This is a genomic window from Pseudoxanthomonas sp. GW835-FHT14C01, from assembly GCF_058793715.1.
In genome coordinates this window covers 631,111-655,355 of the sequence record NZ_JBXAGB010000002.1, presented here as the reverse complement: position 1 = coordinate 655,355, position 24,245 = coordinate 631,111, and the positions used below count along the sequence as shown (strand labels likewise).

Here is a 24,245-nt window from a genome sequence, read left to right as displayed (position 1 = left end):
TTCAACGCGCTAAGCTGCGCCCATTCCCACCTCCTGCCCTGGAGCCGCGATGAGCGCCGACGACCCCTCCGCCCTGGCCGACCACTACGCGCGCCAGAACCTGGAAGCGCCCGGTTCGCTGGACAACTTCTGGATGCCGTTCACGGCCAACAAGCAGTTCAAGGCCAAGCCGCGCCTGCTCGCCAGTGCCTCGGGCATGTATTACCGGGATGTCGACGGCAACGAGGTGCTGGATGCCACCGCCGGCCTGTGGTGCTGCAACGCCGGCCATGCGCATCCGCGCATCGTCGAAGCGGTGAAGCAGCAGATCGGCACGCTCGACTTCGCGCCCAACTTCTCGATGAGCTCGCCGCTGCCGTTCAAGCTGGCCGAGCGCCTGGCCGCACTGGCGCCGGGCGACCTCAACAAGGTGTTCTTCAGCAACTCCGGCTCCGAGGCCGTGGACAGCGCGCTGAAGATCGCCCTGGCCTACCACCGTGTGCGCGGCGAAGGCCAGCGCACGCGCTTCATCGGGCGCGAGAAGGGCTACCACGGTGTCGGCTTCGGCGGCATGTCGGTGGGTGGCCTGCCGAACAACCGCAAGTGGTTCGGTCCGGGATTGCCGGCCGTCTCGCATATCCGCCATACGCTGGACGTGTCGCGCAACGCGTTCTCGAAAGGGCTGCCGCCGCACGGCCTCGAACTGGCCGAGGACCTCGGGCGCCAGATCGCGCTGTATGACGCGTCCACCATCGCCGCGGTGATCGTCGAACCGATCTCCGGCTCGGCCGGCGTCGTCATTCCACCAGAGGGTTACCTGCAGCGCCTGCGCGAGATCTGCGACAAGCACGGCATCCTGCTGATCTTCGACGAAGTGATCACCGGTTTCGGCCGTGTCGGCCATGCTTTCGGCGCGCAGCGCTTCGGCGTGACGCCCGACATGATCACCGCCGCCAAGGGCATCACCAACGGCTGCGTGCCGATGGGGGCGACGTTCATCTCCGAGCGGCTGTTCGACGCCTTCATGAGTGGCCCGGACAACGCCATCGACATGTTCCATGGCTACACCTATTCCGGCCACCCGCTGGCCTGCGCCGCCGCGCTGGCCACGCTGGACACGTACGAAGAGGAACACCTGTTCGACAAGGCACTGCAGCTTGGCGATTACTGGCAGGACGCGCTGCACTCGCTGCAGGGCCTGCCGAACGTGGTCGACATCCGCAACTTCGGCCTGGTCGGCGCCATCGAACTGGCACCGCGACCCGGCGCCCCCGGCACCCGCGCCTATGACGCGTTCGCCCGCGCCTTCCACGAGCACCATCTGCTGACCCGGGTGACCGGGGACGTCATCGCCCTGTCGCCGCCGCTGATCGTGGAAAAACACCACATCGACCGGATCGTGTCTGTCCTGGCGGACACCATACGGGCAACCGCGTAAAATTACGGACCAACGGCACCAGCGCTCCCCCTCGCGCGAAGCCCCTTCCCGCTACTGGAGAGCAACATGCTGATCGGCGTTCCCAAGGAAATAAAGAACCACGAATACCGCATCGGACTTACCCCGTCCGGCGCACGCGAGCTGGTCTCGCATGGCCACCAGGTCATCGTCCAGCGCGACGGCGGCAAGGCCATCGGCCTGACCGACGAGCAGTACATCAAGGCCGGCGCGCAGATCGTCGATACGGCCGCGGAAATCTTTGCCCGCGCCGACATGATCATCAAGGTCAAGGAGCCGCAGCCGAACGAGTGCGCCATGTTGCGCCCCGGCCAGGTGCTCTACACCTACCTGCATCTCGCGCCCGATCCCGAGCAGACCAAGGCGCTCGTCGCCTCCGGCGCCACCTGCATCGCCTATGAGACCGTCACCGACCGCAAGGGCGGCCTGCCGCTGCTGGCGCCGATGTCCGAAGTGGCCGGCCGCATGTCGATCCAGGCCGGTGCGCACGCGCTGGAGAAGGCGCAGGGCGGCTCCGGCGTGCTGCTCGGTGGCGTGCCCGGCGTGAAGCCGGCGGAAGTGCTGGTGATCGGCGGCGGCGTGGTCGGCATCAACGCCGCGCGCATGGCGATGGGCATGAACGCGCACGTCACCATCCTCGATCGTTCGCTCGACCGCCTGAAGTACCTCGACGAGTTGTACGGCCACCAGCTGACCACCATCTATTCGACCCGCGACGCCATCGAAGAGCGCCTGCCCGACACCGACCTGGTGATCGGCGCGGTGCTGATCCCCGGCGCCGCCGCGCCCAAGCTGGTCTCGCGCGACCAGTTGAAGCTGATGCGTCCCGGCTCGGTGCTGGTGGACGTGGCGATCGACCAGGGCGGCTGCTTCGAAACCTCGAAGGCGACCACGCACCAGAACCCGACCTATGAAGTGGACGGCATCATCCACTACTGCGTGGCCAACATGCCGGGCGGCGTCGCCCGTACGTCCACCTTCGCGCTGACCAACGCCACCCTGCCCTTCGCCGTCCAGCTGGCGAACAAGGGTGCGAAGCAGGCGCTGCTCGACGACGAGCACCTGCTCAACGGCCTGAACGTGCACGCCGGCAAGATCACCTACAAGGCGGTCGCCGACGACCTCGGTTACGCCTACGTGCCGGCGCGCGAGGCGCTGGCCTGATCCTGCTGTTCCCTTCTCCCCGCTCGCGGGGAGAAGGTGCCGAAGGCGGATGAGGGGCGCGCCGGAGCCGACCCGCTTTACGTCGCACCGGAATACTCGAACAACCGGACACTCGATACACCGCATCACTTTCCACGGGCGCCGTCGCCCCTCACCCGCCCTCCGGGCACTCTCTTCCCGCACGCGGGGCGAGGGATTCCACCAGGTAGTCCGTCATGGCCGAAGCGATTTCCCACTTCATCAACGGACACACGGCCGCCGGCACCGGCGACCGCTTCGGTGATGTCTACGACCCCGCTACCGGCCGCGTCACCGCACGCGTGCCGCTGGCCTCGACCGATGACGTGAAACGAGCGGTGGACGCCGCGTCCGCCGCCTTCCCGGCCTGGGCCGCGACCACGCCATTGAACCGTGCAAGGGTGATGTTCCGCTTCAAGGAACTGCTGGAGAAGCACGCCGGCGACCTGGCGAAGATCATCACCTCCGAACACGGCAAGGTGCTGTCCGACGCGCGCGGCGAAGTGACGCGCGGGCTGGAAGTGGTCGAATTCGCGTGCGGCATTCCGCACCTGCTCAAGGGCGAGCATTCGATGAACGTCGGGCGCGATGTCGATTCATGGACCGAGTACGCGCCGCTGGGCGTGGTCGCCGGCATCACGCCGTTCAACTTCCCCGCGATGGTGCCGCTGTGGATGTTCCCGGTGGCCTTGGCCTGCGGCAACACCTTCGTGCTGAAGCCGTCCGAACGCGACCCGTTGGCGGCGCTGTTCATGGCCGACCTGCTGAAGCAGGCGGGCCTGCCGGACGGCGTGTTCAACGTCGTCCACGGCGACAAGGTGGCCGTGGACGCGCTGCTCGACGAGCCGCGCGTACAGGCGCTGAGTTTCGTCGGCTCCACGCCGATCGCCGAGTACCTCTATGCGCGCGGCAGCGCCAATGGCAAACGCGTGCAGGCGCTGGGCGGCGCGAAGAACCACATGGTCGTGCTGCCGGACGCTGATCTGGACGGCGCGGTCTCCGCATTGCTGGGCGCCGGCTATGGTTCCGCCGGCGAGCGCTGCATGGCGATCTCGGTCGCTGTCTGCGTGGGCGATGCCACCGCCGAGGCGCTAGTGGCCGCGCTGGCACCGAAGGTCGCCGCACTGAAGATCGGCCCGGGTTGCCTCGATCCCGAGATGGGCCCGCTGGTCACCGGTGCGCACCGCGACAAGGTGCGTGCCTACGTCGATACCGGTGTGGCCGAGGGCGCGGCACTCGTCGTCGACGGCCGCGGGCTTGTGGTCGACGGACACGCGGACGGCTTCTTCCTCGGCGGCTGCCTGTTCGATCGCGTCACGGCCGACATGACGATCTACCGTGAGGAGATCTTCGGCCCGGTGCTGTGCGTGATGCGTGTGCCGGACCTCGAGGCCGCGCTCCGCCTGGTCAACGAGCACGAATACGGCAACGGCACCGCCGTGTTCACCCGCGATGGTGGCGCAGCGCGCGAGTTCGCCCATCGCGTGCAGGCCGGCATGGTCGGCATCAACGTACCGATCCCGGTGCCAATGGCGTTCCACAGCTTCGGTGGCTGGAAGCGCTCGATCTTCGGCCCGCTGCACGTGCACGGCCCGGACGGCGTGCGCTTCTACACCCGGCTGAAGACCGTCACCGCCCGCTGGCCGGAGACGCACGCGGCCGAGTTCGTGATGCCGACGATGAAGTAAAGTCGGTGCCGTTCCCCGTGAGGCACTGGCACATGCCCTTCCGTCGCATCCGCATCCTGGCCCTGCTGCCCTGCCTCGCCGTCGCGGCGATCGCGTCGGCAGGCGAACCCGTCGCGCAGGTGCGCGTCGCTTTCGACCGCAACGGCATCACCAGCACACGTGCGGAAGGCATGGCGGACCTCGCCACCGGCCGCACCGTCACCGCGGACGATCCGGTGCGCGTTGCCTCGATTTCCAAACTGGTGACGTCGATCGGTGTGATGCGGCTGGTCGAAGCCGGGACGCTCGACCTCGATGCCGACGTCTCGCGCTACCTCGGCTGGACGCTGCGCCATCCGCAGTTCCCTGACACGCCGATCACCCTGCGCCTGCTGCTGTCCCACCGCTCCAGCCTGACCGACGCGGCCGGCTACTACGCCACGCCGCTGGGCCAGCCGCTCAAAGGCATCCTCGACGATCCCAAGGCCTGGGACGACGCGCACGCACCCGGCACGCACTTCCGCTACACCAACCTCAACTTCCCGCTGGTCGCGATGGCGATGGAGCGCACCAACGGCGAACGCTTCGACCTGCTGATGCGCCGCCTGGTGCTGGCGCCATTGAAGCTCGATGCCTGCTTCAACTGGGAAAGCTGCGACGCCGCCACCGCCGCGCGGGCGGTGGTGTTGTACCGCAACCGCGCGCCGGTACGCGACGAGAATCGCGCCGGCAAACCGGCCTGCGCGGTGGTGGTCGAAGAGGGCGCCGACTGCGACCTCGCCCGCTGGCAAGCCGGCGAGAACGGCGCGCTGTTCTCGCCGCAGGGCGGCCTGCGCATTTCGGCGAACGGCCTGGCGAAGATCGGCCGCCTGCTGCTCGGCGGCGGCGAAGTCGACGGCGTGCGGCTGCTGTCGCCGGCCAGCGTCGACGCGATGGTGGCGCCGCAATGGACCTTCGACGGCCGCAATGGCGTGACGCACGAGGAGGACACCGGCGGCGGCCAGGCCCGCGCCTTCTTCTGCCGCTACGGTCTCGCCGTACAGACGCTGGCGACGCCGGCGGACGGCTGCGGCGACGATCCGTTCGGCGACGGCGTCGCGCGCGTCGGCCATTCCGGCGATGCCTACGGGCTGCGCTCGGGCCTGTGGATCGACCGGAAGACCGGCACCGGCGTGGCGTACTTCGCCACCGATGCAGCAGGCTCGCGCGGCGGCGAACATTCCGCGTTCAGCCGCATCGAGGAAACGCTCGCGACGGGGCAGCCGTCGCCCTGAGGGACCGCTCAAGATCTCGCCGCTTCAGCCGATAGTGCCTACATGTCGGCCCGCGTCGATCGACGATGCGGGAGTCTCACGATCCACAGGGGGATCCATCACATGACGTCACGTCCTACCGTCCTGCTTTGCGACGATTCGCGCGCCTTGCGCATGCTGGCGGCACGCCAGCTGGAAGATTGCGGCTTCAGCGTCGTCGGCGAAGCCGGCAACGGCAACGAGGCCGTCAGCCAGTACCAGGCCCTCAAGCCCGACGTGGTGCTGATGGACCTGGTGATGCCCGAATGCGACGGCAAGCAGGCGCTCGGCAAGATCCTGTCGCTGGACCCGGCGGCCCGTGTGGTGATCCTCAGCTCGCTGGGCGGGCAGTCGGACATCGAGGAATGCCTTAAGCTCGGTGCCACGTCGTACCTCCAGAAACCCATCGATCCGGAGGTGATGGATCGCGTGCTGCACGAAGCGGTCGCCTGACCTCGCGCACGTTCTCCTTCCTCTTCAGTACGAGACCACACCATGGCAGCGAAATTCCTGGGCCAGTTCCTGCTGGAACGCGGCACCATCACCTCGGCGCAACTGCTGGCCGCGCTCGACGCGCAGCGCGCCTCCAATCCCCTGCTCGGTGAGCTCGCCGTGCACCACCGGATGCTGGAGGCCGCCCAGGCCCGCCGCATCAACGAGCGCCAGCGCGCGGAAGACCGTCGGTTCGGCGATATCGCCCTGGAAATGGGCCTGCTGGACGCCGGCCAGCTCGACGTGTTGCTGGCGGCGCAGAAGAAGGGTCGCAAGCTGTTCGGGCAGATCCTCGTCGAGCAGGGCACGCTGACGGCCGACCAGCTGGAATCCGAACTGGTCGCGCATCGTCGCGACCTGGACGAAGCCAACCACGCCCTCGCCTTGGGGATCGCCGGCCACGCGCTGGCCGACATGGCCACCAGTGCGATCCGGGTGTGCAACCGGCTGTTCCCGCGCCTGGTCGGCAGCCAGTGCCAGGCCTCGGGCATCGCCGATGCCGCCACGCTGGAGGCCTGCGACGTCACCGCGCACGTGCGCATCGAGGCCGGCAGCCAGTCCATGCTGATCGGGATCGGCTGCGGGCGCGCGGCGCTGCAGGCGATCGCCTGTTCGCTGCTGTCCATCACGCCCGAACAGTGCGACGACGAGCTGGCCGTGGACGCACTGGGCGAACTGGTCAACGTGCTGATGGGCTATGTGGTGCGCGACACCCTGCCCGACGACGCCAGCTACCGCGCCCATCCGCCGAGCATCGCGCTGTCCGCCGCCGACCTGGCCGCGCGCGACAGCGCGCTGGCGCTGTCGATGGCCTCGCAGCGCGGCGACTTCGTCCTGATCGTCGGCTGACGGCGCCTACGCCCGCATCAGCCGCCACGCGCGGTGGATGCGGGCATTGCGTTCGAAATCGGGCGGAATCGTCCCCGCACTGATCTCCTCGCAGCGCGCGAACGCCGCGACGGCGTTCTCGTCCAGGCGGAAGCGCCGGAAGTTGTTGCTGAAGTACAGCACGCCGCCCGGCGCCAGTCGGGCCACGGCGGCGCGCAGCAGGCGCACATGCTCCTTCTGCACGTCGAAATCGTCGGCGCGCGCGGAATTGGAGAACGTCGGCGGATCGCAGAACACCAGGTCGTACTCGGCCTGCTCGGCTTCCAGCCAGCGCACGGCGTCGGCCTGCACCAGGCGGTGCCTCGCCCCCCCCAGGCCGTTCTCGGCCAGGTTGTCGGCGCACCACTGCAGGTAGGTCGCGGACAGGTCCACGCTGGTCGTCGCCGCCGCGCCGGCGACCGCCGCCTGCACGCTGGCGACGCCGGTGTAGCAGAACAGGTTGAGGAAGCGCTTGCCGCGCGCTTCCTGCGCCATGCGACGGCGCAGCGGACGGTGATCGAGGAACAGGCCGGTGTCGAGGTAGTCGAACAGGTTGACCCGTAGCAGCGCGCCCGATTCGCGCACGACGATGAACTCGTCGCGCTGCTGCATGCGGCCGTACTTCGAACCGCCCTTGCCGCGCTCGCGCGACTTCACCGCGATCTGCTCCTGCGGCACGCCGAACACCTCGCGCGTGGCCGCGAGCAGTTCGCTGAAACGGCGGCGCACATCGTGCTCCGGGATGGCCGCCGGCGCGGCGTATTCCTGCACGTGCAGGAAGATGCGTGCCTGTCCGCCCTCCTCCTGGTAAACATCGATCGCGGCCGCGTACTCGGGCAGGTCGGCGTCGTAGGCGCGATAGCAGGTGACGCCGTCCCGCGTGCGCCAGCTCTTGAACTTCTTCAGGTTCTTGCGGATGCGGTTGGCGACCATCTGCGCGCCGTCCGACAGCGGCTTCGCTTCGCGCGGCTCGCGCGCCGGCATGGCGATGGGATCGCAGACGATCAGCGCGCATTCGATCGCGCCGTTGAACAGCTGGTACTTCTTCGCGGCGCGCAGGCCGGTGGCATAGCCGAGGTCGGCGTTGCCGCACAGCAGGCTGGCGCGCCATTGCGGCACGGCACGCTGCAGTGCATCGCCCAAGGCACGGTAGAGATCGGCGTCGGCCGCCAGGCGCTCGTCGTAAGGCGGATTGCAGACCACCAGTCCACGCGGTTCTTCGCGTGCGGGCAGCTGCGCGATGTCGCGGGTTTCGAACTGCACCTGGCCCGCGAGACCCGCCAGCACGGCATTGTCGCGCGCGGCACGGATCGCGCCCAGGTCGATGTCGCTACCGAAGAAGGCCGGTCGCAGCGCCTTCCGTCCTTCGGTTTCGCGCTCCACCGCGGCGGCGAACAGCGCGCGCCAGGCCTCGACGTCGAAGCCCAGCCAGCGCGACGGCAGCACGTTGCCGTGCCGCTGCAGGCCCGGCGCGACATCTGCGGCCATCAGCGCGCCTTCGATCAGCAGCGTGCCGCTGCCGCACATCGGGTCGAGCAGCGCCCCGCCTTCGCGATACAGCGCCGGCCAGCCACCGCGCATCAGCACGGCGGCCGCCAGGTTCTCCTTCAACGGGGCATCGTTCTGTGCCTGCCGCCAGCCTCGGCGATGCATCGGCCCGCCGCCCAGATCGATGGAGATCGTCGCGCGTCCCTTGCGCAGCGACAGGTTGATGCGTACGTCGGGTTGCTCGACGTCCACCGACGGACGCTCCAGTCCCTGCTGGCGCAGGCGGTCGACGACGGCATCCTTCACGCGCTGCGCGGCGAAACGCGCATGGGTGATCGCGTCCCCGGACACGTGCGCATCCACCGACAGCGTCAGCTCGGGACGCGTATGCGTTTCCCATGCGATCGCCATCACGCCGTCGTACAGCGCCTGCTCGTCGAGGCATTCGAATTCGGCGATCGGCCACAGCACGCGACTGGCCAGCCGCGACCACAGCACGGCGCGCTGCGCATCCGTCAACTCGCCATCGGCGTTGACGCCGGCGACGGTGGCGGTGGCCTTGGGCACGCCCAATGCGACCAGTTCGTCGGCGAGCAGGTATTCCAGGCCTTTCGCGCAGGAAACAAAGAACTTCAAGGGAAACTCCGGAATTCGGTTCGGGACGACGGCGCGCGGACGGGCGCAATTTTGCAGGATCGGGGCGTCGAACACACGGAAAACCGCGTTCATATGCCGTCAACACAACGACAGCCGCGCGCTTTCTGGCGACAGTTCCAGCCGATGGGTCAGGTCGAGGCGTTCGAGCAGGGCCTCGTCGTGGGAAACGATGACCAGGGCGCCCGAGTACTGACGCAGCATGCTCTCCAGCGCCGCGAGACCCTCCAGGTCGAGATGGTTGCCGGGTTCGTCCAGCAACAGCAGGCCGGCCGGCGTGGCGGCATACAGGACGCACGCCAACGCCGCCTTCAACCGCTCCCCCCCGCTGAGGCGGCCACTGGGACCCTCGATGTGGCCGGGACCCAATCCGATCAGGGCCAGCCGTGTCCGCAGCGCGGCTTCGTCCGCATCGGGATTGGCGGCGCGAAGCTGCGCCAGCACGCTGGCATCCGGGTCCAGGCCGGCCTGGCGCTGGTCCAGCCAGGCCACCGGCACGTGGGCGGACATGCGTCCGGCCAGCGGCGGCACCTGCCCTGCCATCGCGCGCAACAGCGTGGATTTCCCAATGCCATTGGGGCCGGTCACGCCGAGGCGCTGGCGGCCGGTGACGACCAGGTCCATCCCGTCGGCCGTGGCCGGCACGAACGGCAACACGATGCACTCCATCCGCAGCGCGACACGATCCTGCGCCACGGTCGCCGGTGCGAACATCGCGAGCTCGACAGCCGGCTCCTGCCTGCTTGCGGCCTCGCGCAGCTGCACCGCGAGTTGGTCGCGTTCCGCTTGCTGGCGAACGACGAACCGGCCCGCACTCTCTTCGCTGCGCGACTTGCGCAGGCCGAGCAGGATCGGCGGCAGGTTGGCGTCGCGCGCATCGCGATTCCCGCGCGCCTGCTTGCGTTGCTGGCGTTCGTGCTGGTCCCGCAGTACCCGCTCCTGGCGCTGCACCGCCGCTTTGGCATGCGCGAGCTCGCGCTGCGCCTGCATCCGCTCCTCCGCCTTGGATTGCGCGTAGAAGCGGTAGCCACCGCCATACGAACGCAGGCCCCGCGGCGACAGTTCCTGGATACGTTCCATCGCATCGAGCAGGCGGCGATCGTGGCTGATCACGAACAGGCCTTTCTCCCATTGCGCGAGTTGCGCCTGCAGGCGTTGCCGCTGCGGCGCATCAAGATGGTTGCTGGGTTCGTCGAGGATCAGGAAATCGACCTCCGACAGGAAGGCGCCTGCCAATGCGACCCGCATGGCTTCGCCACCGCTGAGCGTGGCGACGGCACGCGATGGCGCCAGATCGGGCAAGCCCTGCGCGTCCAGCGCCTCCGCGAATCGCTGGCGGATGTCCCAGCGGTCGCCGAGCGTGTCGAAGTCGCCGACGTCATGGCTGCCGGCTTCGATGCGGTCAAGCGCATCGAGCCATCCCTGCACGCCCGCGAGCGCAGCGACGGTGGCATCGGCAGCGATGTGGACCTGCTGCGGCAGGTAGTGGACGCGGCCGCTCGCGCTGCGCCTGCCGGACGCGGGTTCGATCTCACCGGCCAGCAGGCGGGCGAGCACGCTCTTGCCCACGCCGTTGCGTCCGACCAGGCCGGTGGGGCGGTCGTCCAGGTGCAGATCGAGATCGGAGAACAGCACCCTGCCGTCGGGCAGGGAAAACGACGCGCGGTCGAGCGTCAGGAACGGAGTCGTCATGCGGATGCCATGTGATGCCACGGGAGCGCCTCCGGCACGGAGCCGGCAGGGACCTGGGCCGTCGAGCGACGGCGGCATCAATGACGCATCGGCGTGACACCTGGAGAAAGACAGGGCGCGATTCTAGCGGGATCCACGTCGGCGGGCCCGCACGCGGCCTGAATGCCGCGCCGGAACCGCGCTACAGCGACACGAGCAACTGGCCGAACGCGTCGGCGGATGCGACCACGTGATCGGACAGTCGATGGGAATCATTCACCAGCAGCAGGCGCGCGCGGCGCGGGAAGGCCCATTCCACGACGGCCTGCGCGGGAATCAGTTCGTCGTCCCAGCCATGGATGATCGAGACCGGTACGGCGGCCGCATCCAGTTCCGGCAGCGGGCCCATCGTGATCGGCGGCGCCATCAGGAACAGGCCGCGCGCCGGCACCTCCAGCGAGATGCGGCCGGCGATGTAGGCGCCGAGACTGGAACCGGCCAGCACCACCGGCCCGCGCGCCGCCGCGGCCCGCGCCAGCGTGCGGAGACGCGCCAGCCGCGCGACCACGTCGCCCAGCGAACTGACGTCGCGACGTGCATCGAGGTCGGTGTAGTCGGGGCGCTCATGGCTCCAGCCCAGCCGCTCGGCAACATCCGCCAACGCAGTGACCTTGGTCGCGTCAGGCCCGCTTTCGAACCCGTGCGACAGGATGCAGTGACCGCGCATCACAGCGCTTCGACCGCGTCGCCGAGGCGGAACGTGCCGCCTTCGACGATGCGCGCACACAGGCCGCCGTGGCCGCGCATCGCGTTGTAGCCGCCGGGGCCCAGCGCGTCCTCCATGCGCGAGCAGGGATCGCAATCCTCGGTGCCTTCGAACACCGCGTCGCCGATGCGGAAACGGCGTCCTTTCAGCGCGACCAGCGGAATGCCCGAGACCACGACGTTCCGGCGCAGCAGCGAAGGCGCAAGATCCGGTCGCTGCGCCAGCGCCGCGATGACGGGCAGATGTTCGGCCTGGATCAGGGTGATGCCGCGCTTGCCGCTGCCCCCCTTGTAACGGTCGCCGGCCAGGCCACCGCCCGTCGTGGCATCGACGCTGTCCGTCTGGACCATCACCTCGTCGCGCGCGGGCCGCAGGCCGATCCATTCCACCTTGCCGGCACGCGGCAGGGTCGCCATCAGCTTGGCCAGCGGAGATTCGGGATTGAGCGGCATGGGACATCCCCGCGACATGGAAGGCCGCCAGTTTACCGAAGCCGCCGGTCGCCCGCCGCGCCTGCTAGCATCGAAGCATGAGCGCCCCCACCTCCACGTTCGCCCGCATCGACGATCCGCTGCCCTACGAGGACAAACTCGAGGCACGCCCGCTGGATCAGATCGACCTGGTCGTCATCCACTGCACGGAGTTGCCCGATCTTGCCACCGCGCGCCAGTACGGCGAACGCATCCTGCATGCGTCAGGCACCGGCAACTGCGGCCACTACTACGTCGATCGCGATGGCAGCGTGCATGTCTACGTGCGACCTGAGCGCATCGCCCACCACGTCCGCGGTTACAACCCGCGCTCGGTCGGCATCGAGCTGGTCAACAGCGGACGCTATCCCGACTGGCTGGCCACGGGCAGCCAGCGGATGGAGGAGCCATACACCGAGGCGCAGATCATCTCGCTGGCGCGACTGCTCGAACGCCTGCGCGAGGAGCTTCCCGCGCTGCGCTACATCGCCGGGCACGAGGATCTCGATACCGCGCGCGAACCGGCCAGCGACGATCCCGAGGTCCTGGTACCGCGCAAGATGGACCCCGGCCCGCTGTTCCCGTGGGACGACGTGCTGCGCGCCACCCCGCTGCAACGCCTGCAGCCCTGACGGGGCCGCGTGCGGGCCGCCGGTATAATCGCGGCTCGCCAACCCGCCAGGCCTGCCCGTGCCCGCACCCGAACCCGTCGTCTCCGAGCTGATCGAACTGCTGTCGCTGGAGCGGCTGGAAGACAATCTGTTCCGTGGCCAGAGCCGTGACATCGGCACCAAGTACGTGTTCGGCGGCCAGGTGCTGGGCCAGGCGCTGTCGGCCGCGCAGGCCACGGTGGAAGGCGGCTCCGGCAGCCGGCGCGCGCACTCGCTGCACGCGTACTTCCTGCGTGCCGGCAACATCGAGGCGCCGATCGTCTACGAAGTGGACCGCACGCGCGACGGGGGCAGCTTCTCCGTGCGCCGCGTCACCGCGATCCAGCACGGCCGCGTGGTCTTCTTCTGCGCCGCCTCGTTCCAGGCCGGGGAGGAAGGCGCGGAGCACCAGTTGTCGATGCCGGAAGTGCCGCAACCGGAGGACATCGCCCCCGCACCGCCGGTGCCGGCCGACGTGATGGTATCGCTGCCGCCGAAGGTGCAGCGCTGGATGTCGCGCCGTGGTCCGTTCGAGTTCCGCCACGTGTATCCGCGCGACGAACTGAATCCGCCCAAGCGTCCGCCGTTCCAGCAGGTGTGGTTCCGGCTGAGCGAGCCGGTCGGCGATTCGCCGGAACTGCACCGCGCCCTGCTCGCCTACGCCTCCGATTTCCAGTTGCTGGGCACGGCCACCTACCCGCACGGCATCAGCTACTACCAGCCCAACGTGCAGATGGCGTCGCTGGACCACGCGCTGTGGTTCCATCGCCCGTTCCGTGCCGACGACTGGCTGCTGTATTCGATCGACAGCCCGAGCGCGAGCGGCTCGCGCGGACTGGCGCGCGGACAGATCTTCGACCGCCAGGGCCGACTGGTCGCGAGCACCGCGCAGGAAGGCCTGATCCGCGTCGTGCCCGATGCCGAAGCGGCGTCCGCCGTGCCGGCCAAGGATTGAGGAGACCGCATGCGGCAGGTGTTTTCCAGTCAGCGGATCGAGACCGTCGAAGGCGTGGCCAAGCTGCTGACCGACGCCGGCATCCCCGTGCATATCAGCAATGGCCGTTCGTACCACAGCAAGCGCGGCGGTCAGTTCAGCTATACCGAGCCGGTGAAGGCGCAGCTGCAGCCGGCGGTCTGGGTGCGGCACGCCGACGACCAGCCGCGCGCGCGCGAACTGCTGCGCGAAGCGGGCCTGCTGGAAAGCACGCGTCCCGGCTATGCGCCGACGCTGACGTTCAACAGCCCGCAGGACGAGGCGACGCCGCAGCGTTCGTGGGCCTGGCGCATCCGCCTGATCCTGCTGGCGCTGATCGCGCTGGCCGCCGTGGTGATGTGGATGCGACGCCCTGCGCCACCGCCGGCCGCCACGCCGCAGCCGCAGCTCGATCAGGCATCGCCCGCCGAGCAGGCGCCGGCGGAGGACGAGGAAGAGCGCATCCGCATTCAGCCCGTCACCGGCGGCTGAGCCGGAGATCCGGGTGGTCCAATCCGGTCACATCCGTCGCCCCGCTCCGTCCGGGTCATCAACCCACCCGTTGATGCCGCTGCCATGAATGCGATCGCCCTGGACCTGATGCTGCAGACCGAACTGCCCGCCGCCACACGCGGCAGCCAGGAGGCCTACGGCCGCATCGTCCACGCCTGCCAGAACACGGTAACCGCCATCGCGCTGGCGATCACGCGCGATGTGCAGGCCAGCGAAGACATCGCGCAGGAAGCGTTCCTCAAGGCTTGGCAACAGCTCGACCGGCTGAAGAACAGCGCCAGCTTCCTGCCGTGGCTGCGGCAGATCACCCGCAACCTGGCGCGCGACTGGCTGCGTGCGCAGCATGGCCGCCCGATGTCGGGCGACGTGGCCGAGATCGCGATCGGCATGGCCGCCGATCCGGGCCCCACGCCGGCCGAACGCCTGCTGCAGACGGAAGAGGAAATCGTCGCCACCGAGATCATTTCCTCCTTGCCGGAAGACAGCCGCGAGACGCTGCTGCTGTTCTATCGGGAAGGCCAGAGTTCGCAGCAGGTCGCCGATCTGCTCGGCCTGAGCGACGCGGCCGTGCGCAAGCGCCTGTCACGGGCGCGTGCGATGGTCCGCGACGAGTTGCTGCAGCGGTTCGGCGAGTTCGCGCGCTCCACCGCGCCGACAGCGGCCTTCACGATGATCGTGCTGGGCGGCCTGGTCGGCGCGATGCCGGCCGCCAGTGCAGCCACGGTGATCGGTTCCGGCGTGCTGGGCAGTGGTCTCGTCGGGAAGCTCGGCACCAGTGGGCTGGCCACCGGCGGCGTCACCGGCGGCGTGGCAGGGGGTTCGCTGGGCGTGATCTTCGAACAGGTCACGCAGCATCCCGCCGCGCTGGGAGGCGCTGTGGGCGGCGTGCTCGGCGGCCTGATCGGTTATGCCTTCACCTGGTGGTACCTCGCGCGCTTTTGCCAGACGGCGCAGGAGCGGCAGCAGGTGCGCCGCTTCATGGCGCTCAACACCGTCACCGGTTCGACCTGGCTGTTCTGCCTGATGCTGGCGACAGTGCTGGCGACCGGCTGGCACGCCATCGCGATCACCACGGTCGTGGGCCTGGCCGCGGTCAACTACCAGTACCTCGCCATCCTGCCGCGGATCATGGATCCGATCCTCGCCCATCCCGCCAACCAGCGGCGGCGACGCGGTTACGACTATCTGCTCGGCAAGCAGGCGATCGTGCTGACCAGCGTGTTCACCGTCGGCGCCATCGCCTTCGTGCTCGTCCGCACGGGACGGCTGGCGTTCTAGCCGCACGGTGCGGGCGCACCGATCCCACAGGACCGGTGCGCGATGACGCACCGCTCAGCGTCGAGTCGGACGACCCGCCGCCAGTTCTTCCTTCGACAGGAACCCGTCCTTGTTGGTATCGAGCGCATCGAAGCGCTCGGCGAAACGGCCCTTGTCCTTCACCTCGTCGCGCGACAGGCGACCGTCCTTGTTCGCATCCAGCGTGGCGAAACGCTCGTCCGTGCGCGCCTGCATGCGCTGCTGGAACTCGGCGCGGCGCGCGACATCGGCCTGGTCGATCTCGGCACGCGTCAGCTTGCCGTCCTTGTCCGTGTCGGCCTTCGCGAACCACGCGTCGCGACGCTGCTTGCTGCGCAGTTCGCGGTCGGCGCGGTCGATCACGCCATCCTTGTTGACGTCCATCGCATCGAAACGGGCAGCGAAGCGCGGATCGGCGGCGGCTTCCGCCTTGCTGATGCGGCCATCGCCATCGGTATCGAGCTTCTTGAAACCGTCGCCGTGGCGCGGACCGCCATGGCGGCCGTGACCACGCATGCCCTTGCGCTCTGGACGCTCGTCGGCCATCAGCCTGCCGTCGCCATTCTTGTCGAGTGCGGCGAAACGCTCCGCCAGGCGCGGATGCGCGGCGGCCTCGGCCTTGTCGATCGCGCCGTCGTTGTTCTTGTCGAGGCTGGCACGCGCCGGCTTCTGCGCGTCGCCGGCATGCGTGGCGGCGAACGCGGATCCGGCGCCGAGGGCGGCCAGCACGGCCACGAAAAGCAGGGTCTTGCGGTTCATCGTGTTCTCCTGAAGACGCGGCGCCAGATGCGCCACTGGCAGAGAAAACGCCCCTGCCCACGACCGGTTGACGCACGGACGGCCGCGTTCAGGCGGCGGACGGTCGCGATGTCCGAGACCGGGGCGTCGCAGTATGCTGCCCGCATGTCGCTTCCACTCGCCCGCGCCGTGTCGATCGTCGGCCACCCGATGCTGGTGCTGCCGATGGCCGTGCTGGCCCTCGTGCTGGCGCAAGGCGACGCGCGCACGGCGATGCGGTCGGCGGCCGGCTTCGGCGCATTCGCCGCGCTGGTGATGGGTTATTCGTGGTGGCAGGTACGCCGCGGCCGCTGGGCGCACGTGGATGCCAGCGCGACGCACGAACGCAGCACATTGAACCGCTTCCTCCTGGTCGCCCTCGGCGGCGGCGCACTCCTGGTCGGCTGGCGCGGCGGGCAACCGCCGTTCGCACTGGGGCTCGCGCTGTCCGCCGCCATGATCCTGGCTGCGATGCTGACGGCACGCTGGTGCAAGCTGTCGCTGCACCTGGCGTTCGTCGTCTTCGCAGCGTGCCTGCTGCGCGAACTCGGCACGGCGTGGGCGCTCGCGGCGTTGCTGTTCGCCGCCGCGGTCGCCTGGTCGCGTCTCGCGCTGCAGCGCCATACGCATCGCGACCTGGTCGCCGGTGCCGTAGCCGGTGCGCTGGCGGGACTCGCGTTCTGGCCGCTGGCCACGCGCTGGACGGGGTGACATGGGCGAGAACACGCAATCGCTCGATGACCTGCGCCTGTTCCACACCGGCGAGCATCCCTGCGGCTACTGGCCCGACCGCGTTGCGCGCGACCTGGTGCTGGATCCGCGCGATCCGCGCCTGCCGCAGCTGTATCCCGATGCCTTGGGCTGGGGCTTTCGCCGCTCGGGCGATATCGTCTACCGCCCCCATTGCAGGCAGTGCCGCGCGTGCGTCGCCGTGCGCATTCCGGTAGCCGACTTCCGGCCGGATCGCAGCCAGCGCCGCTGCGCATCGCGCAACGCCCGCGTGGAGACAAGGATCGTCGCCGCCCTGCGCGACGACGAGCACCTGGCGCTCTATCAGCGTTATCTCGCGGCGCGCCACCCGCTCGGCGGCATGGACGATCACGGCGCCACCGAATTCGACCAGTTCCTCGTCGGCAGCTGGTCGCGCGGACGCTTCGTGGAACTGCGCGAGGACGGGCAGCTGCTGGCGGTGGCGGTGACGGACGTCATTCCCGGCGCGCTCTCTGCCGTCTACACCTTCTACGATCCCGCGCTGGAAGCGCGCAGCCTCGGCACGCTGGCGATCCTGCGCCAGATCGAATGGGCACGCCGCGACGGGTATGCACACCTGTACCTCGGCTACTGGATCGATGGCCACCGCAAGATGGACTACAAGCGCCGCTTCGCACCGCTCGAATGCTTCGATGGCCGCGGCTGGGTGTGCGCGAATCCGTGAATCGAAACGCGCCGCTGCCCGCGTAGTGGGCGTAAATGTGAATAGCAACTCCGTGATCGGATGCACACAATGTGCCGCCGGCGTACCCCGGTCGGCACTGGAACATCCACTCGATCGCCGGGAGCTCGCTTGAAGTTCGACATCCTCGCCCTCGTGGCAATGACCACCCTGGCGCTGGTCGCCTGCACGCCCGGCGACGACGCGGCCCCTGTCGCAGATGCGCCGGCAATCGAAGCACCGGGCGCTGCCACGACGGATACCGTGGAGGCAGGCGCCGGCGTCGCCGAGTGCGACCAGTACCTGGAAAAGGTCTACGCCTGCGTCAGCGACAAGGTGCCGGAAGCCCAGCGCGACCTGATGAAGCGGGGCATCGAGCAGTCGAAGGCGAACTGGGCCGCCGTCACCGACAAGACGGCGCTCGCCGCGCAGTGCAAGACCGCGATGGACCAGGCCAGGACCGCCTATGCGGGGATGGACTGCTCGTTCTGACGGTACGCCGGGCCGACGCGTCGTCGGCCTGCGGCGCCCCGGTTTTCCGGGGCGCTTTTTTTACGGCTGTCACGGTGACATGACAGAATCCGCGCATGCGCACCCTCGCCCTCCTGCTCACGATGACCCTCGCCGCTTGCAGCTCGCCCGCGAAGATGGATGAGCCCGCCGGCCGGCAGACCCTGCCGCTCCGCGTGGCGACCTACAACACCTCGCTGTTCTCCGACGACGTGGGTGGCGTGATCCGGCAACTCGAAGGCGACGACGCGCATGCGCGCAAGATCGCCGCGGTGCTGCAGAAGGTGCGACCGGACCTGGTACTGCTCAACGAATTCGACTACGACGACGCGCATCGCGCCGCCGACCTGTTCCAGCAACGCTATCTCGACGTGGCCCAGCCCGGCGGCGGCGAACCGCTGCGATACCCGTACCGCTATCTCGCGCCGGTGAACACCGGCGTCCCCAGCGGCCTGGACCTGGATCGCAATGGCTCGGTCGGCACGAGCGGCCGTGATCTCGGCAACGATGCCTGGGGCTACGGCCTGCACCCTGGCCAGTACGGCATGCTGGTGCTGTCGCGCTTCCCGATCGACGAGGCGCAGGTACGGACCTTCCGCTTGCTACGCTGGAGCACGTTGCCCGGCGCCACCAATCCGGTCGATCCGGACACGCGTGAAGCGTTCTATCCCGACGCGATCTGGACGCAGCTGCGACTGTCGTCCAAGTCGCACTGGGACGTGCCGGTGCGCACGCCGGGCGGCGTGGTGCACTTCCTCGTCTCGCATCCGACGCCACCGGTGTTCGACGGTCCGGAAAACCGCAACGGCTTGCGCAATGCGGACGAGATCCGCCTATGGCGCGAATACCTGACGCCAGGCGATGCGTCCTGGCTCTGCGACGATCATGGACGGTGTGGCGGACTGCCAGCCGATGCGCGCTTCGTCATCGCCGGCGACCTCAACAACGACCCGGCCGATGGCGACGGGGAGCACGAAGCGATCATCGAGCTGCTGGAGCATCCGCGCGTGATGCGCATGGCCACCCCGCGCAGCGAAGGCGGCGAAGAGACCGTGCTCGCTTACGCTGCCAAGGGACTGCAGCGCCGCGGTGCGCCTGCGCATGTCACCGGCGACTTCGGCCGCCGCAACGGCGCGCTGCGACTGGACTACGTCCTGCCGTCCACCGGCTTCACCCCGGTCGGCAGCGGCGTGTTCTGGCCGAAGAAGGCGCACCCGGACGCCGCCATCGCCGACGGCAGCGACCATCATCTGGTGTGGGTGGATATTTCCTTCTAACGCAGCCTTCCTGCATGCAGGGGGCGACGTCCGTCGCGAGACTCGCCTGCTTTGTCCGGGACCGGCCGTCGCGACTTACGTCGCTCCCACGGCGGGGTTGGCGACACGCGGCCCGAAGCCGAACAGCGATTCGTTCTGTGCCGACACGATCATGCGGATCATGCTGCCCGGGACCATCAGTTCCACTTGCACGTCGTGGCCCTCGGCATCCTTGCCGACCAGGGTCATCTCGGTGAAGGCACCGCCGGTGTCGATCTCCTTGCAGAACAGGTGCGGGCCGTCGGGCTGGTCGGTCAGGTAGGGTTTGATCGCTTCGCCCAGCGCTTCCAGGGCCTGCGGGAAGAAGAACACGGCATAGCCGGTGTTTCCGTTCATGGTTTCGCTCCGTTCATGGCGAGCGCCTCAGGCCAGATCGATGGTGATGGCGGCGGCCGCATCGCGCGCCACCGCGCGTGCGGCATCGGTATCCCCGCCGTGTGCGAGCGTCACGCCGACGCGACGATGGCCTTCCACGCGCGGCTTGCCGAACAGGCGCAGGCCGGTATCGGGCGCCGCCAGCGCGCCCTCGACGTTACCGAACACCGGCACGCCATGACCGTGCGCCAGCATTGCGCACGACGCGGACGGGCCGTTCTGGCGGATCACCGGGATCGGCAGGCCGAGGATGGCGCGCGCATGCAGAGCGAACTCCGACAGTTCCTGCGAGACCAGCGTGACCAGCCCGGTGTCGTGCGGGCGCGGCGAGACTTCGCTGAACCACACCTCGTCGCCTTTGACGAACAGCTCCACGCCGAACAGGCCCCAGCCGCCCAGGTCGTCGGTGACCGCGCGCGCGATCTCCTGCGCGCGTTCCAGCGCGCGCGGCGACATCGGCTGCGGCTGCCAGCTTTCACGGTAGTCGCCGTCCTTCTGCCAGTGGCCGATGGGATCGCAGAACGCGGTGCCGCCGGCATGGCGCACGGTCAGCAGGGTGATCTCGTACTCGAAGTCGATGAAGCCTTCGACGATGCAGCGGCCCGCACCGGCGCGGCCCCCGGTCTGCGCGTAGTCCCACGCGGCGTCGATGTCGGCCACGCTGCGCAGCGTGCTCTGGCCCTTGCCGGACGACGACATCACCGGCTTCACCACGCACGGCAGACCGATCGCGTCCACCGCCGCACGGTACTCCTCGCGCGTGTCGACGAACCGGTACGGCGACGTCGGCAGGCCCAGCGTTTCGGCGGCCAGGCGACGGATGCCTTCGCGATCCATCGTCAGCCTTGCGGCGCGTGCGGTGGGAATGACGCGCGCGGCGCCTTCGGCTTCCAGCGCGACGAGGGTCTCGGTGTGGATCGCCTCGATCTCCGGCACCACCAGGTGGGGCTGCTCCTGCGCGATCAGCGCACGGATCGCGGCCGGGTCCAGCATGTCCAGCACGTGCGAACGGTGCGCCACCTGCATGGCTGGCGCGTCCGCATAGCGATCGGCGGCGATGACTTCCACCCCCAGGCGCTGCAGTTCGATGGCCACTTCCTTGCCCAGTTCGCCCGACCCCAGCAACAGGACGCGGGTGGCATGGGGAGACAGCGGAGTTCCAAGGGTGGTCATGCGTACGGGTCCGGCAGAGGGGGCGTCAGTTTAACGGGCAGGCCGACGGACGGCGGCACGCAATCGTTGACATCTGATATCAAATTGATATCTTTTAATTCATCGACGATGCTCAGGGGGACCGACCATGCTCCATGTGATCCATCAGATCCAGCGCCGCTGACCCTCCCATGCGCACCGGGTCGTCCCCGCCGTGCTCCTCCTCTCCGTTGCCCTGCTCGTCGCGGGTGCCGGCCTGTCGCTGCTGTGATCCCGCCCTGAGACCAAGACCATGAAAGAGAATGCCACGTCGTCACTGCCCGGAATCCCGACCCTGCTCGGCCTGCTGGTGCTGGGCCTGGGCGTCATCGCCGTCTTCATCGCGGGCGCCGCAGACAAGCAGCCCGGCTACATGGGGCTGGCCGCCCTGCTCGGCTTCGTGCTGATGTTCCTGATGGCGGGGCTGTACAAGCTGGAACCCAACCAGTCCGCCGTGCTCAGCCTGTTCGGCAAATACGTCGGCACGGTGAAGGACAACGGCCTGCGCTGGAACAACCCCTTCCTCAGCAAGCGCAAGGTCTCGCTGCGCATCCGCAACTTCGAGAGTAGCCGACTGAAGGTCAACGAGCTGGACGGCAGCCCGATCGAGATCGCCGCGGTGATCGTGTGGCAGGTCGTCGATTCGGCCGAAGCCGTGTTCAACGTCGACGACTACGAGAGCTTCGTGCACATCCAGTCCGAGGCCGCGCTGCGCGCGATGGCGTCCAGCTACCCGTACGACCAGCACGAAGAGGGCCAGATCGCCCTGCGCAGCCATCCGCAGGAGATCTCGCAGCATCTTCAGGAACAGATCGCCGAGCGGCTGGGCAAGGCCGGCGTGGACGTGATCGAAGCGCGCATCAGCCACCTCGCCTACGCGCCGGAAATCGCCCAGGCGATGCTGCAGCGCCAGCAGGCCAATGCGGTGATCGCGGCGCGCACGCGTATCGTGGCCGGTGCGGTTGGCATGGTGGAAATGGCGCTGGCCGAACTGCAGAAGAACGACGTGGTGAAGCTGGACGAGGAGCGCAAGGCGCAGATGGTCAGCAATCTGCTGGTCGTGCTGTGCGGCGAACGCGGCACCCAGCCCATCGTCAATACCGGCTCCATCTACTGACGCGTGCACGCCGGCATGCACGCCCTCGTCCCGCTGGTCCTCGCCGTCTCCGGCCTGCCCGCGCTGCTGATCGGTGCATGGATGAGTCGCGAGGCCGGCGCCCGTTCGCGCGGCCTTGCGCTGCACTGGGTGCTGGTGGGCCTGGCGATCCAGGCCGGCGCCGTCGGCGTCTACTGGGCAGGCGATGACGACCGGCTGGCGCAGGGCGTCGTGATCGCCATGGTGGTGCTGGTGAATGCGCTGATCGTGTCCATGGTGCTGCAGCTGCGCCGCAACAGGAAGCAGCCGTGAGCGAGAAGCCGGACAAGAAGGCCTATCCGCTGCGCATCAACGCCGAGGTACTGGCGGCGGCGCAGCGGTGGGCGGACGACGAACTGCGCTCGCTCAATGCCCAGATCGAATACGTGCTGCGCGACGCGCTGCGCAAGGCCGGGCGGTTGCCGAAGGGCGGCGCCCCCGACACCGACGAAAAGGAATCGCCATGAATCCCCGCTGGAGCCACAAGGTCGTCGAAGTCCCCTACAGGATGTTCGCCGGCAAGCTCACCGACCGCATCCAGCAGGAGTTGGACAAGATGAGTGCGCAGGGATGGGAACTGGTCAGCACGCTCTTTATCGAACACGAAGTGTCGGTGCGGCTGTTCTTCAAGAAGCCCAACTGACGTCCCGACAGAAGGAGCCGAACCATGCAGCATCCGCAGGAGTTTCCCGTCGCTCCGCTGTCTTCGCTCGCTGTCTGGTGGCTGTGGTTGCCGACGGGGATGGCGGTGATTGCCATTGTCGCGGCGATGACGATGGAGTCGCGCACACCTCCGCCCACCGCGTTGTGGCTTGCCTTGCCGTTCGTGGTGCTGGTAGGTGTGGTGCTGACCCTGGCGCTGCATCGTCGCAGGATCGTGCTCGACAACCGCACGCTGCGGGTGCGTGCCACGTTCTACACGAAACAGCTGCCGGTCGAGACGATCGACCTGGACAAGGCGCGCGTGCTGAGCCTGGAAGAACACACCGACCTGGCGCCGATGCTGAAGACCAACGGCTTCGGCCTGCCGGGGTTCAAGGCGGGCCACTTCCGACTGCGCAATCTGACCAAGGCGTTTTGCCTGGTCACTGACCGCACGCGCGTCCTCACCCTGCCGTTGCGTGGGGGCGGCATGGTGCTGTTGAGCCCCGCGCGGCCGGCGGACCTGCTCGCGCGACTGCGCGAACTGGCGACGCCCGCGCCGCATCGCTAAGCTGCGGGCATGCGACGCCTGCCTACCCGACCGCTGAAAACGCCGCTGCTCAATACCGCGCAGATCGAGCTGTGGCCCGCGGACCTGCTGCGCGCGCGCGGCAACGCCGATGCGCGTGCGCTGGCCGGCGCGCATACCGTGCTGCGTCGCAAGCAGGATGGCCGTTACCTGGCCGCGGTGTCGGCGCACGCCGTCCATCCGCTGGTGGCCGGCTTGGCTCGCGAACCGGGACTCGACGACGCCTGGGATGCGCTGGACCGGCTTGAAGGCGCCACGCGCGGCTTCGATACGGATGCACAGGGCACGCTGCCATTGCACGCGCTGCAGGAACGGTTGCGCGAATTGGGCCTGGACGAGACCTATGGCGAACACAGTGGGCTTGCGCTGGTGGCGGAGCCTGTCGCCCTGGTGTTCGCCGGACGCGACCGCTATCGCAGGCCGCTGTGGCTGACCGCCGCCGCCGCACGCGCCTGGCGGGTCATGCAGCGCGCCGCGCACCGGGAGGGCATCGTCCTCGAGGCGATCTCCGGCTATCGCAGCCACGACTACCAGCTCGGCATCTTCGCGCGGAAACTGGCGCGCGGGCAGACCGTGGACCAGATCCTCACCGTCAACGCGGCCCCCGGCTACAGCGAACACCACGGTGGCCGGGCGCTCGACATCGGCACGCCTGGCGAACCACCTGCCGAGGAATCGTTCGAGACCACACCGGCCTTCGGCTGGCTGACCCGCCATGCCGGCGACTTCGGCTTCGCGATGAGCTATCCCCGCGACAATCCGCACGGCATCGTGTACGAGCCGTGGCATTGGTACCATCGCTCCTGATCCGCAGCGGCCGACAGCGAGCCGAGTGTCGCGGATTACAGGGGAAAACATGGAC

General features: G+C 68.6%; 26 protein-coding genes and 3 pseudogenes. 20 read left to right on the top strand and 9 right to left on the bottom strand.

The annotated features are described in order from the left end of the window. Positions 1–49: 49 nt before the first annotated feature. From aptA to AC1Q5B_RS09785, 6 genes are all read left to right on the top strand, one after another. A complete protein-coding gene (aptA, locus tag AC1Q5B_RS09810; protein WP_492631492.1) occupies positions 50–1,417 on the top strand; it encodes an omega-aminotransferase AptA in 1,368 nt (455 codons plus the stop codon). 66 nt (positions 1,418–1,483) lie between these two features. Next, positions 1,484–2,599, top strand: a complete 1,116-nt coding sequence (gene ald / locus AC1Q5B_RS09805; protein WP_492631491.1) for an alanine dehydrogenase — start codon at positions 1,484–1,486, stop codon at positions 2,597–2,599. A gap of 215 nt (positions 2,600–2,814) precedes the next feature. Continuing rightward, positions 2,815–4,305: a CoA-acylating methylmalonate-semialdehyde dehydrogenase gene (locus AC1Q5B_RS09800; RefSeq protein ID WP_492631490.1), complete on the top strand. Its 1,491-nt coding sequence runs from the start codon at positions 2,815–2,817 to the stop codon at positions 4,303–4,305. Between the two features lie 32 nt (positions 4,306–4,337). Then, positions 4,338–5,558, top strand: coding sequence for a serine hydrolase domain-containing protein (locus tag AC1Q5B_RS09795; protein WP_492631489.1), 1,221 nt, complete (start codon positions 4,338–4,340; stop codon positions 5,556–5,558). Positions 5,559–5,660: 102 nt separating this feature from the next. After that, positions 5,661–6,029, top strand: a complete 369-nt coding sequence (locus AC1Q5B_RS09790) for a response regulator (protein ID WP_492631488.1) — start codon at positions 5,661–5,663, stop codon at positions 6,027–6,029. 42 nt (positions 6,030–6,071) lie between these two features. Beyond that, positions 6,072–6,917 (top strand): cyclic di-GMP-binding domain-containing protein, MshE-related, encoded by an 846-nt coding sequence (locus AC1Q5B_RS09785; protein WP_492631487.1) that lies wholly within the window; start codon positions 6,072–6,074, stop codon positions 6,915–6,917. A 6-nt stretch (positions 6,918–6,923) separates the two neighbouring features. Here AC1Q5B_RS09785 and rlmKL read toward each other — a convergent pair whose 3' ends face one another. From rlmKL to AC1Q5B_RS09760, 5 genes and pseudogenes are all read right to left on the bottom strand, one after another. After that, the gene (gene rlmKL, locus AC1Q5B_RS09780) at positions 6,924–9,059 is read right to left on the bottom strand and encodes a bifunctional 23S rRNA (guanine(2069)-N(7))-methyltransferase RlmK/23S rRNA (guanine(2445)-N(2))-methyltransferase RlmL (RefSeq protein ID WP_492631486.1); all 2,136 of its coding nucleotides are present in this window, start codon (positions 9,057–9,059) and stop codon (positions 6,924–6,926) included. 99 nt (positions 9,060–9,158) lie between these two features. Beyond that, on the bottom strand, positions 9,159–9,701 hold the full coding sequence (locus AC1Q5B_RS09775) for an ATP-binding cassette domain-containing protein (RefSeq protein WP_492632078.1): 543 nt from the start codon (positions 9,699–9,701) through the stop codon (positions 9,159–9,161). A gap of 545 nt (positions 9,702–10,246) precedes the next feature. Continuing rightward, positions 10,247–10,769: pseudogene (locus AC1Q5B_RS09770) on the bottom strand (ATP-binding cassette domain-containing protein); the annotation flags it as partial. A gap of 181 nt (positions 10,770–10,950) precedes the next feature. Next, on the bottom strand, positions 10,951–11,478 hold the full coding sequence (locus AC1Q5B_RS09765; RefSeq protein WP_492631485.1) for a hypothetical protein: 528 nt from the start codon (positions 11,476–11,478) through the stop codon (positions 10,951–10,953). Further along, positions 11,475–11,966 carry an MOSC domain-containing protein gene (locus tag AC1Q5B_RS09760; protein WP_492631484.1) on the bottom strand — a complete coding sequence of 164 codons (492 nt, stop codon included), beginning with the start codon at positions 11,964–11,966 and terminating at the stop codon, positions 11,475–11,477. The genes AC1Q5B_RS09765 and AC1Q5B_RS09760 overlap by 4 nt, the downstream gene beginning before the upstream one ends. Positions 11,967–12,043: 77 nt before the next feature. Between AC1Q5B_RS09760 and AC1Q5B_RS09755 the strand changes: the two genes are divergently transcribed. The 4 genes from AC1Q5B_RS09755 to AC1Q5B_RS09740 all read left to right on the top strand — a co-directional run bounded on the left by AC1Q5B_RS09755 (position 12,044) and on the right by AC1Q5B_RS09740 (position 15,398). Further along, the gene (locus AC1Q5B_RS09755; protein WP_492631483.1) at positions 12,044–12,616 is read left to right on the top strand and encodes an N-acetylmuramoyl-L-alanine amidase; all 573 of its coding nucleotides are present in this window, start codon (positions 12,044–12,046) and stop codon (positions 12,614–12,616) included. A gap of 58 nt (positions 12,617–12,674) precedes the next feature. Continuing rightward, a complete protein-coding gene (gene tesB / locus AC1Q5B_RS09750) occupies positions 12,675–13,589 on the top strand; it encodes an acyl-CoA thioesterase II (protein WP_492631482.1) in 915 nt (304 codons plus the stop codon). 9 nt (positions 13,590–13,598) lie between these two features. Next, positions 13,599–14,099 carry a putative signal transducing protein gene (locus AC1Q5B_RS09745; RefSeq protein WP_492631481.1) on the top strand — a complete coding sequence of 167 codons (501 nt, stop codon included), beginning with the start codon at positions 13,599–13,601 and terminating at the stop codon, positions 14,097–14,099. 84 nt (positions 14,100–14,183) lie between these two features. Further along, positions 14,184–15,398, top strand: a complete 1,215-nt coding sequence (locus AC1Q5B_RS09740; RefSeq protein WP_492631480.1) for an RNA polymerase sigma factor — start codon at positions 14,184–14,186, stop codon at positions 15,396–15,398. A gap of 54 nt (positions 15,399–15,452) precedes the next feature. Here the strand turns inward: AC1Q5B_RS09740 and AC1Q5B_RS09735 are convergent. Together AC1Q5B_RS09735 and AC1Q5B_RS09730 are read right to left on the bottom strand one after the other, a co-directional pair. Continuing rightward, a pseudogene (locus tag AC1Q5B_RS09735) lies at positions 15,453–15,611 on the bottom strand (EF-hand domain-containing protein); the annotation flags it as partial. Positions 15,612–15,665: 54 nt separating this feature from the next. Beyond that, positions 15,666–16,175: pseudogene (locus AC1Q5B_RS09730) on the bottom strand (EF-hand domain-containing protein); the annotation flags it as partial. A gap of 144 nt (positions 16,176–16,319) precedes the next feature. On the opposite strand from AC1Q5B_RS09730, the gene AC1Q5B_RS09725 reads away from it, so the two are divergent. The 4 genes from AC1Q5B_RS09725 (at position 16,320) to AC1Q5B_RS09710 (ending at position 19,412) form a co-directional block, all read left to right on the top strand. Then, a complete protein-coding gene (locus tag AC1Q5B_RS09725; protein ID WP_492631479.1) occupies positions 16,320–16,904 on the top strand; it encodes a hypothetical protein in 585 nt (194 codons plus the stop codon). A gap of 1 nt (position 16,905) precedes the next feature. Further along, positions 16,906–17,628, top strand: coding sequence for an arginyltransferase (locus AC1Q5B_RS09720; RefSeq protein ID WP_492631478.1), 723 nt, complete (start codon positions 16,906–16,908; stop codon positions 17,626–17,628). A gap of 129 nt (positions 17,629–17,757) precedes the next feature. Continuing rightward, entirely contained in the window at positions 17,758–18,117 is a 360-nt protein-coding gene (locus AC1Q5B_RS09715; RefSeq protein WP_492631477.1) for a hypothetical protein, read from the top strand. Between the two features lie 95 nt (positions 18,118–18,212). Next, complete coding sequence (locus AC1Q5B_RS09710; protein ID WP_492631476.1) at positions 18,213–19,412, top strand: endonuclease/exonuclease/phosphatase family protein; 1,200 nt, start codon at positions 18,213–18,215, stop codon at positions 19,410–19,412. Positions 19,413–19,487: 75 nt separating this feature from the next. Here the strand turns inward: AC1Q5B_RS09710 and AC1Q5B_RS09705 are convergent, their stop codons facing one another. Further along, the gene (locus AC1Q5B_RS09705) at positions 19,488–19,787 is read right to left on the bottom strand and encodes a hypothetical protein (protein ID WP_492631475.1); all 300 of its coding nucleotides are present in this window, start codon (positions 19,785–19,787) and stop codon (positions 19,488–19,490) included. A gap of 27 nt (positions 19,788–19,814) precedes the next feature. Beyond that, positions 19,815–20,999, bottom strand: coding sequence for a formate-dependent phosphoribosylglycinamide formyltransferase (purT, locus tag AC1Q5B_RS09700; RefSeq protein WP_492631474.1), 1,185 nt, complete (start codon positions 20,997–20,999; stop codon positions 19,815–19,817). A gap of 391 nt (positions 21,000–21,390) precedes the next feature. Here purT and AC1Q5B_RS09695 point away from each other — a divergent pair, with 391 nt between their 5' ends. From AC1Q5B_RS09695 to AC1Q5B_RS09670, 6 genes are read left to right on the top strand one after another with little or no spacing between them, the layout of a single operon-like run. Next, on the top strand, positions 21,391–22,134 hold the full coding sequence (locus AC1Q5B_RS09695) for an SPFH domain-containing protein (protein WP_492632077.1): 744 nt from the start codon (positions 21,391–21,393) through the stop codon (positions 22,132–22,134). A gap of 15 nt (positions 22,135–22,149) precedes the next feature. Continuing rightward, positions 22,150–22,425 carry a hypothetical protein gene (locus AC1Q5B_RS09690; protein ID WP_492631473.1) on the top strand — a complete coding sequence of 92 codons (276 nt, stop codon included), beginning with the start codon at positions 22,150–22,152 and terminating at the stop codon, positions 22,423–22,425. Then, positions 22,422–22,619 carry a type II toxin-antitoxin system antitoxin gene (locus AC1Q5B_RS09685; protein ID WP_492631472.1) on the top strand — a complete coding sequence of 66 codons (198 nt, stop codon included), beginning with the start codon at positions 22,422–22,424 and terminating at the stop codon, positions 22,617–22,619. The genes AC1Q5B_RS09690 and AC1Q5B_RS09685 overlap by 4 nt, the downstream gene beginning before the upstream one ends. Beyond that, on the top strand, positions 22,616–22,795 hold the full coding sequence (locus AC1Q5B_RS09680; protein WP_492631471.1) for a DUF4177 domain-containing protein: 180 nt from the start codon (positions 22,616–22,618) through the stop codon (positions 22,793–22,795). Before AC1Q5B_RS09685 ends, AC1Q5B_RS09680 begins: the two co-directional genes overlap by 4 nt. Positions 22,796–22,819: 24 nt before the next feature. After that, positions 22,820–23,365 (top strand): PH domain-containing protein, encoded by a 546-nt coding sequence (locus AC1Q5B_RS09675; protein ID WP_492631470.1) that lies wholly within the window; start codon positions 22,820–22,822, stop codon positions 23,363–23,365. Between the two features lie 9 nt (positions 23,366–23,374). After that, positions 23,375–24,190: a M15 family metallopeptidase gene (locus tag AC1Q5B_RS09670; RefSeq protein WP_492631469.1), complete on the top strand. Its 816-nt coding sequence runs from the start codon at positions 23,375–23,377 to the stop codon at positions 24,188–24,190. Positions 24,191–24,245 lie beyond the last annotated feature (55 nt).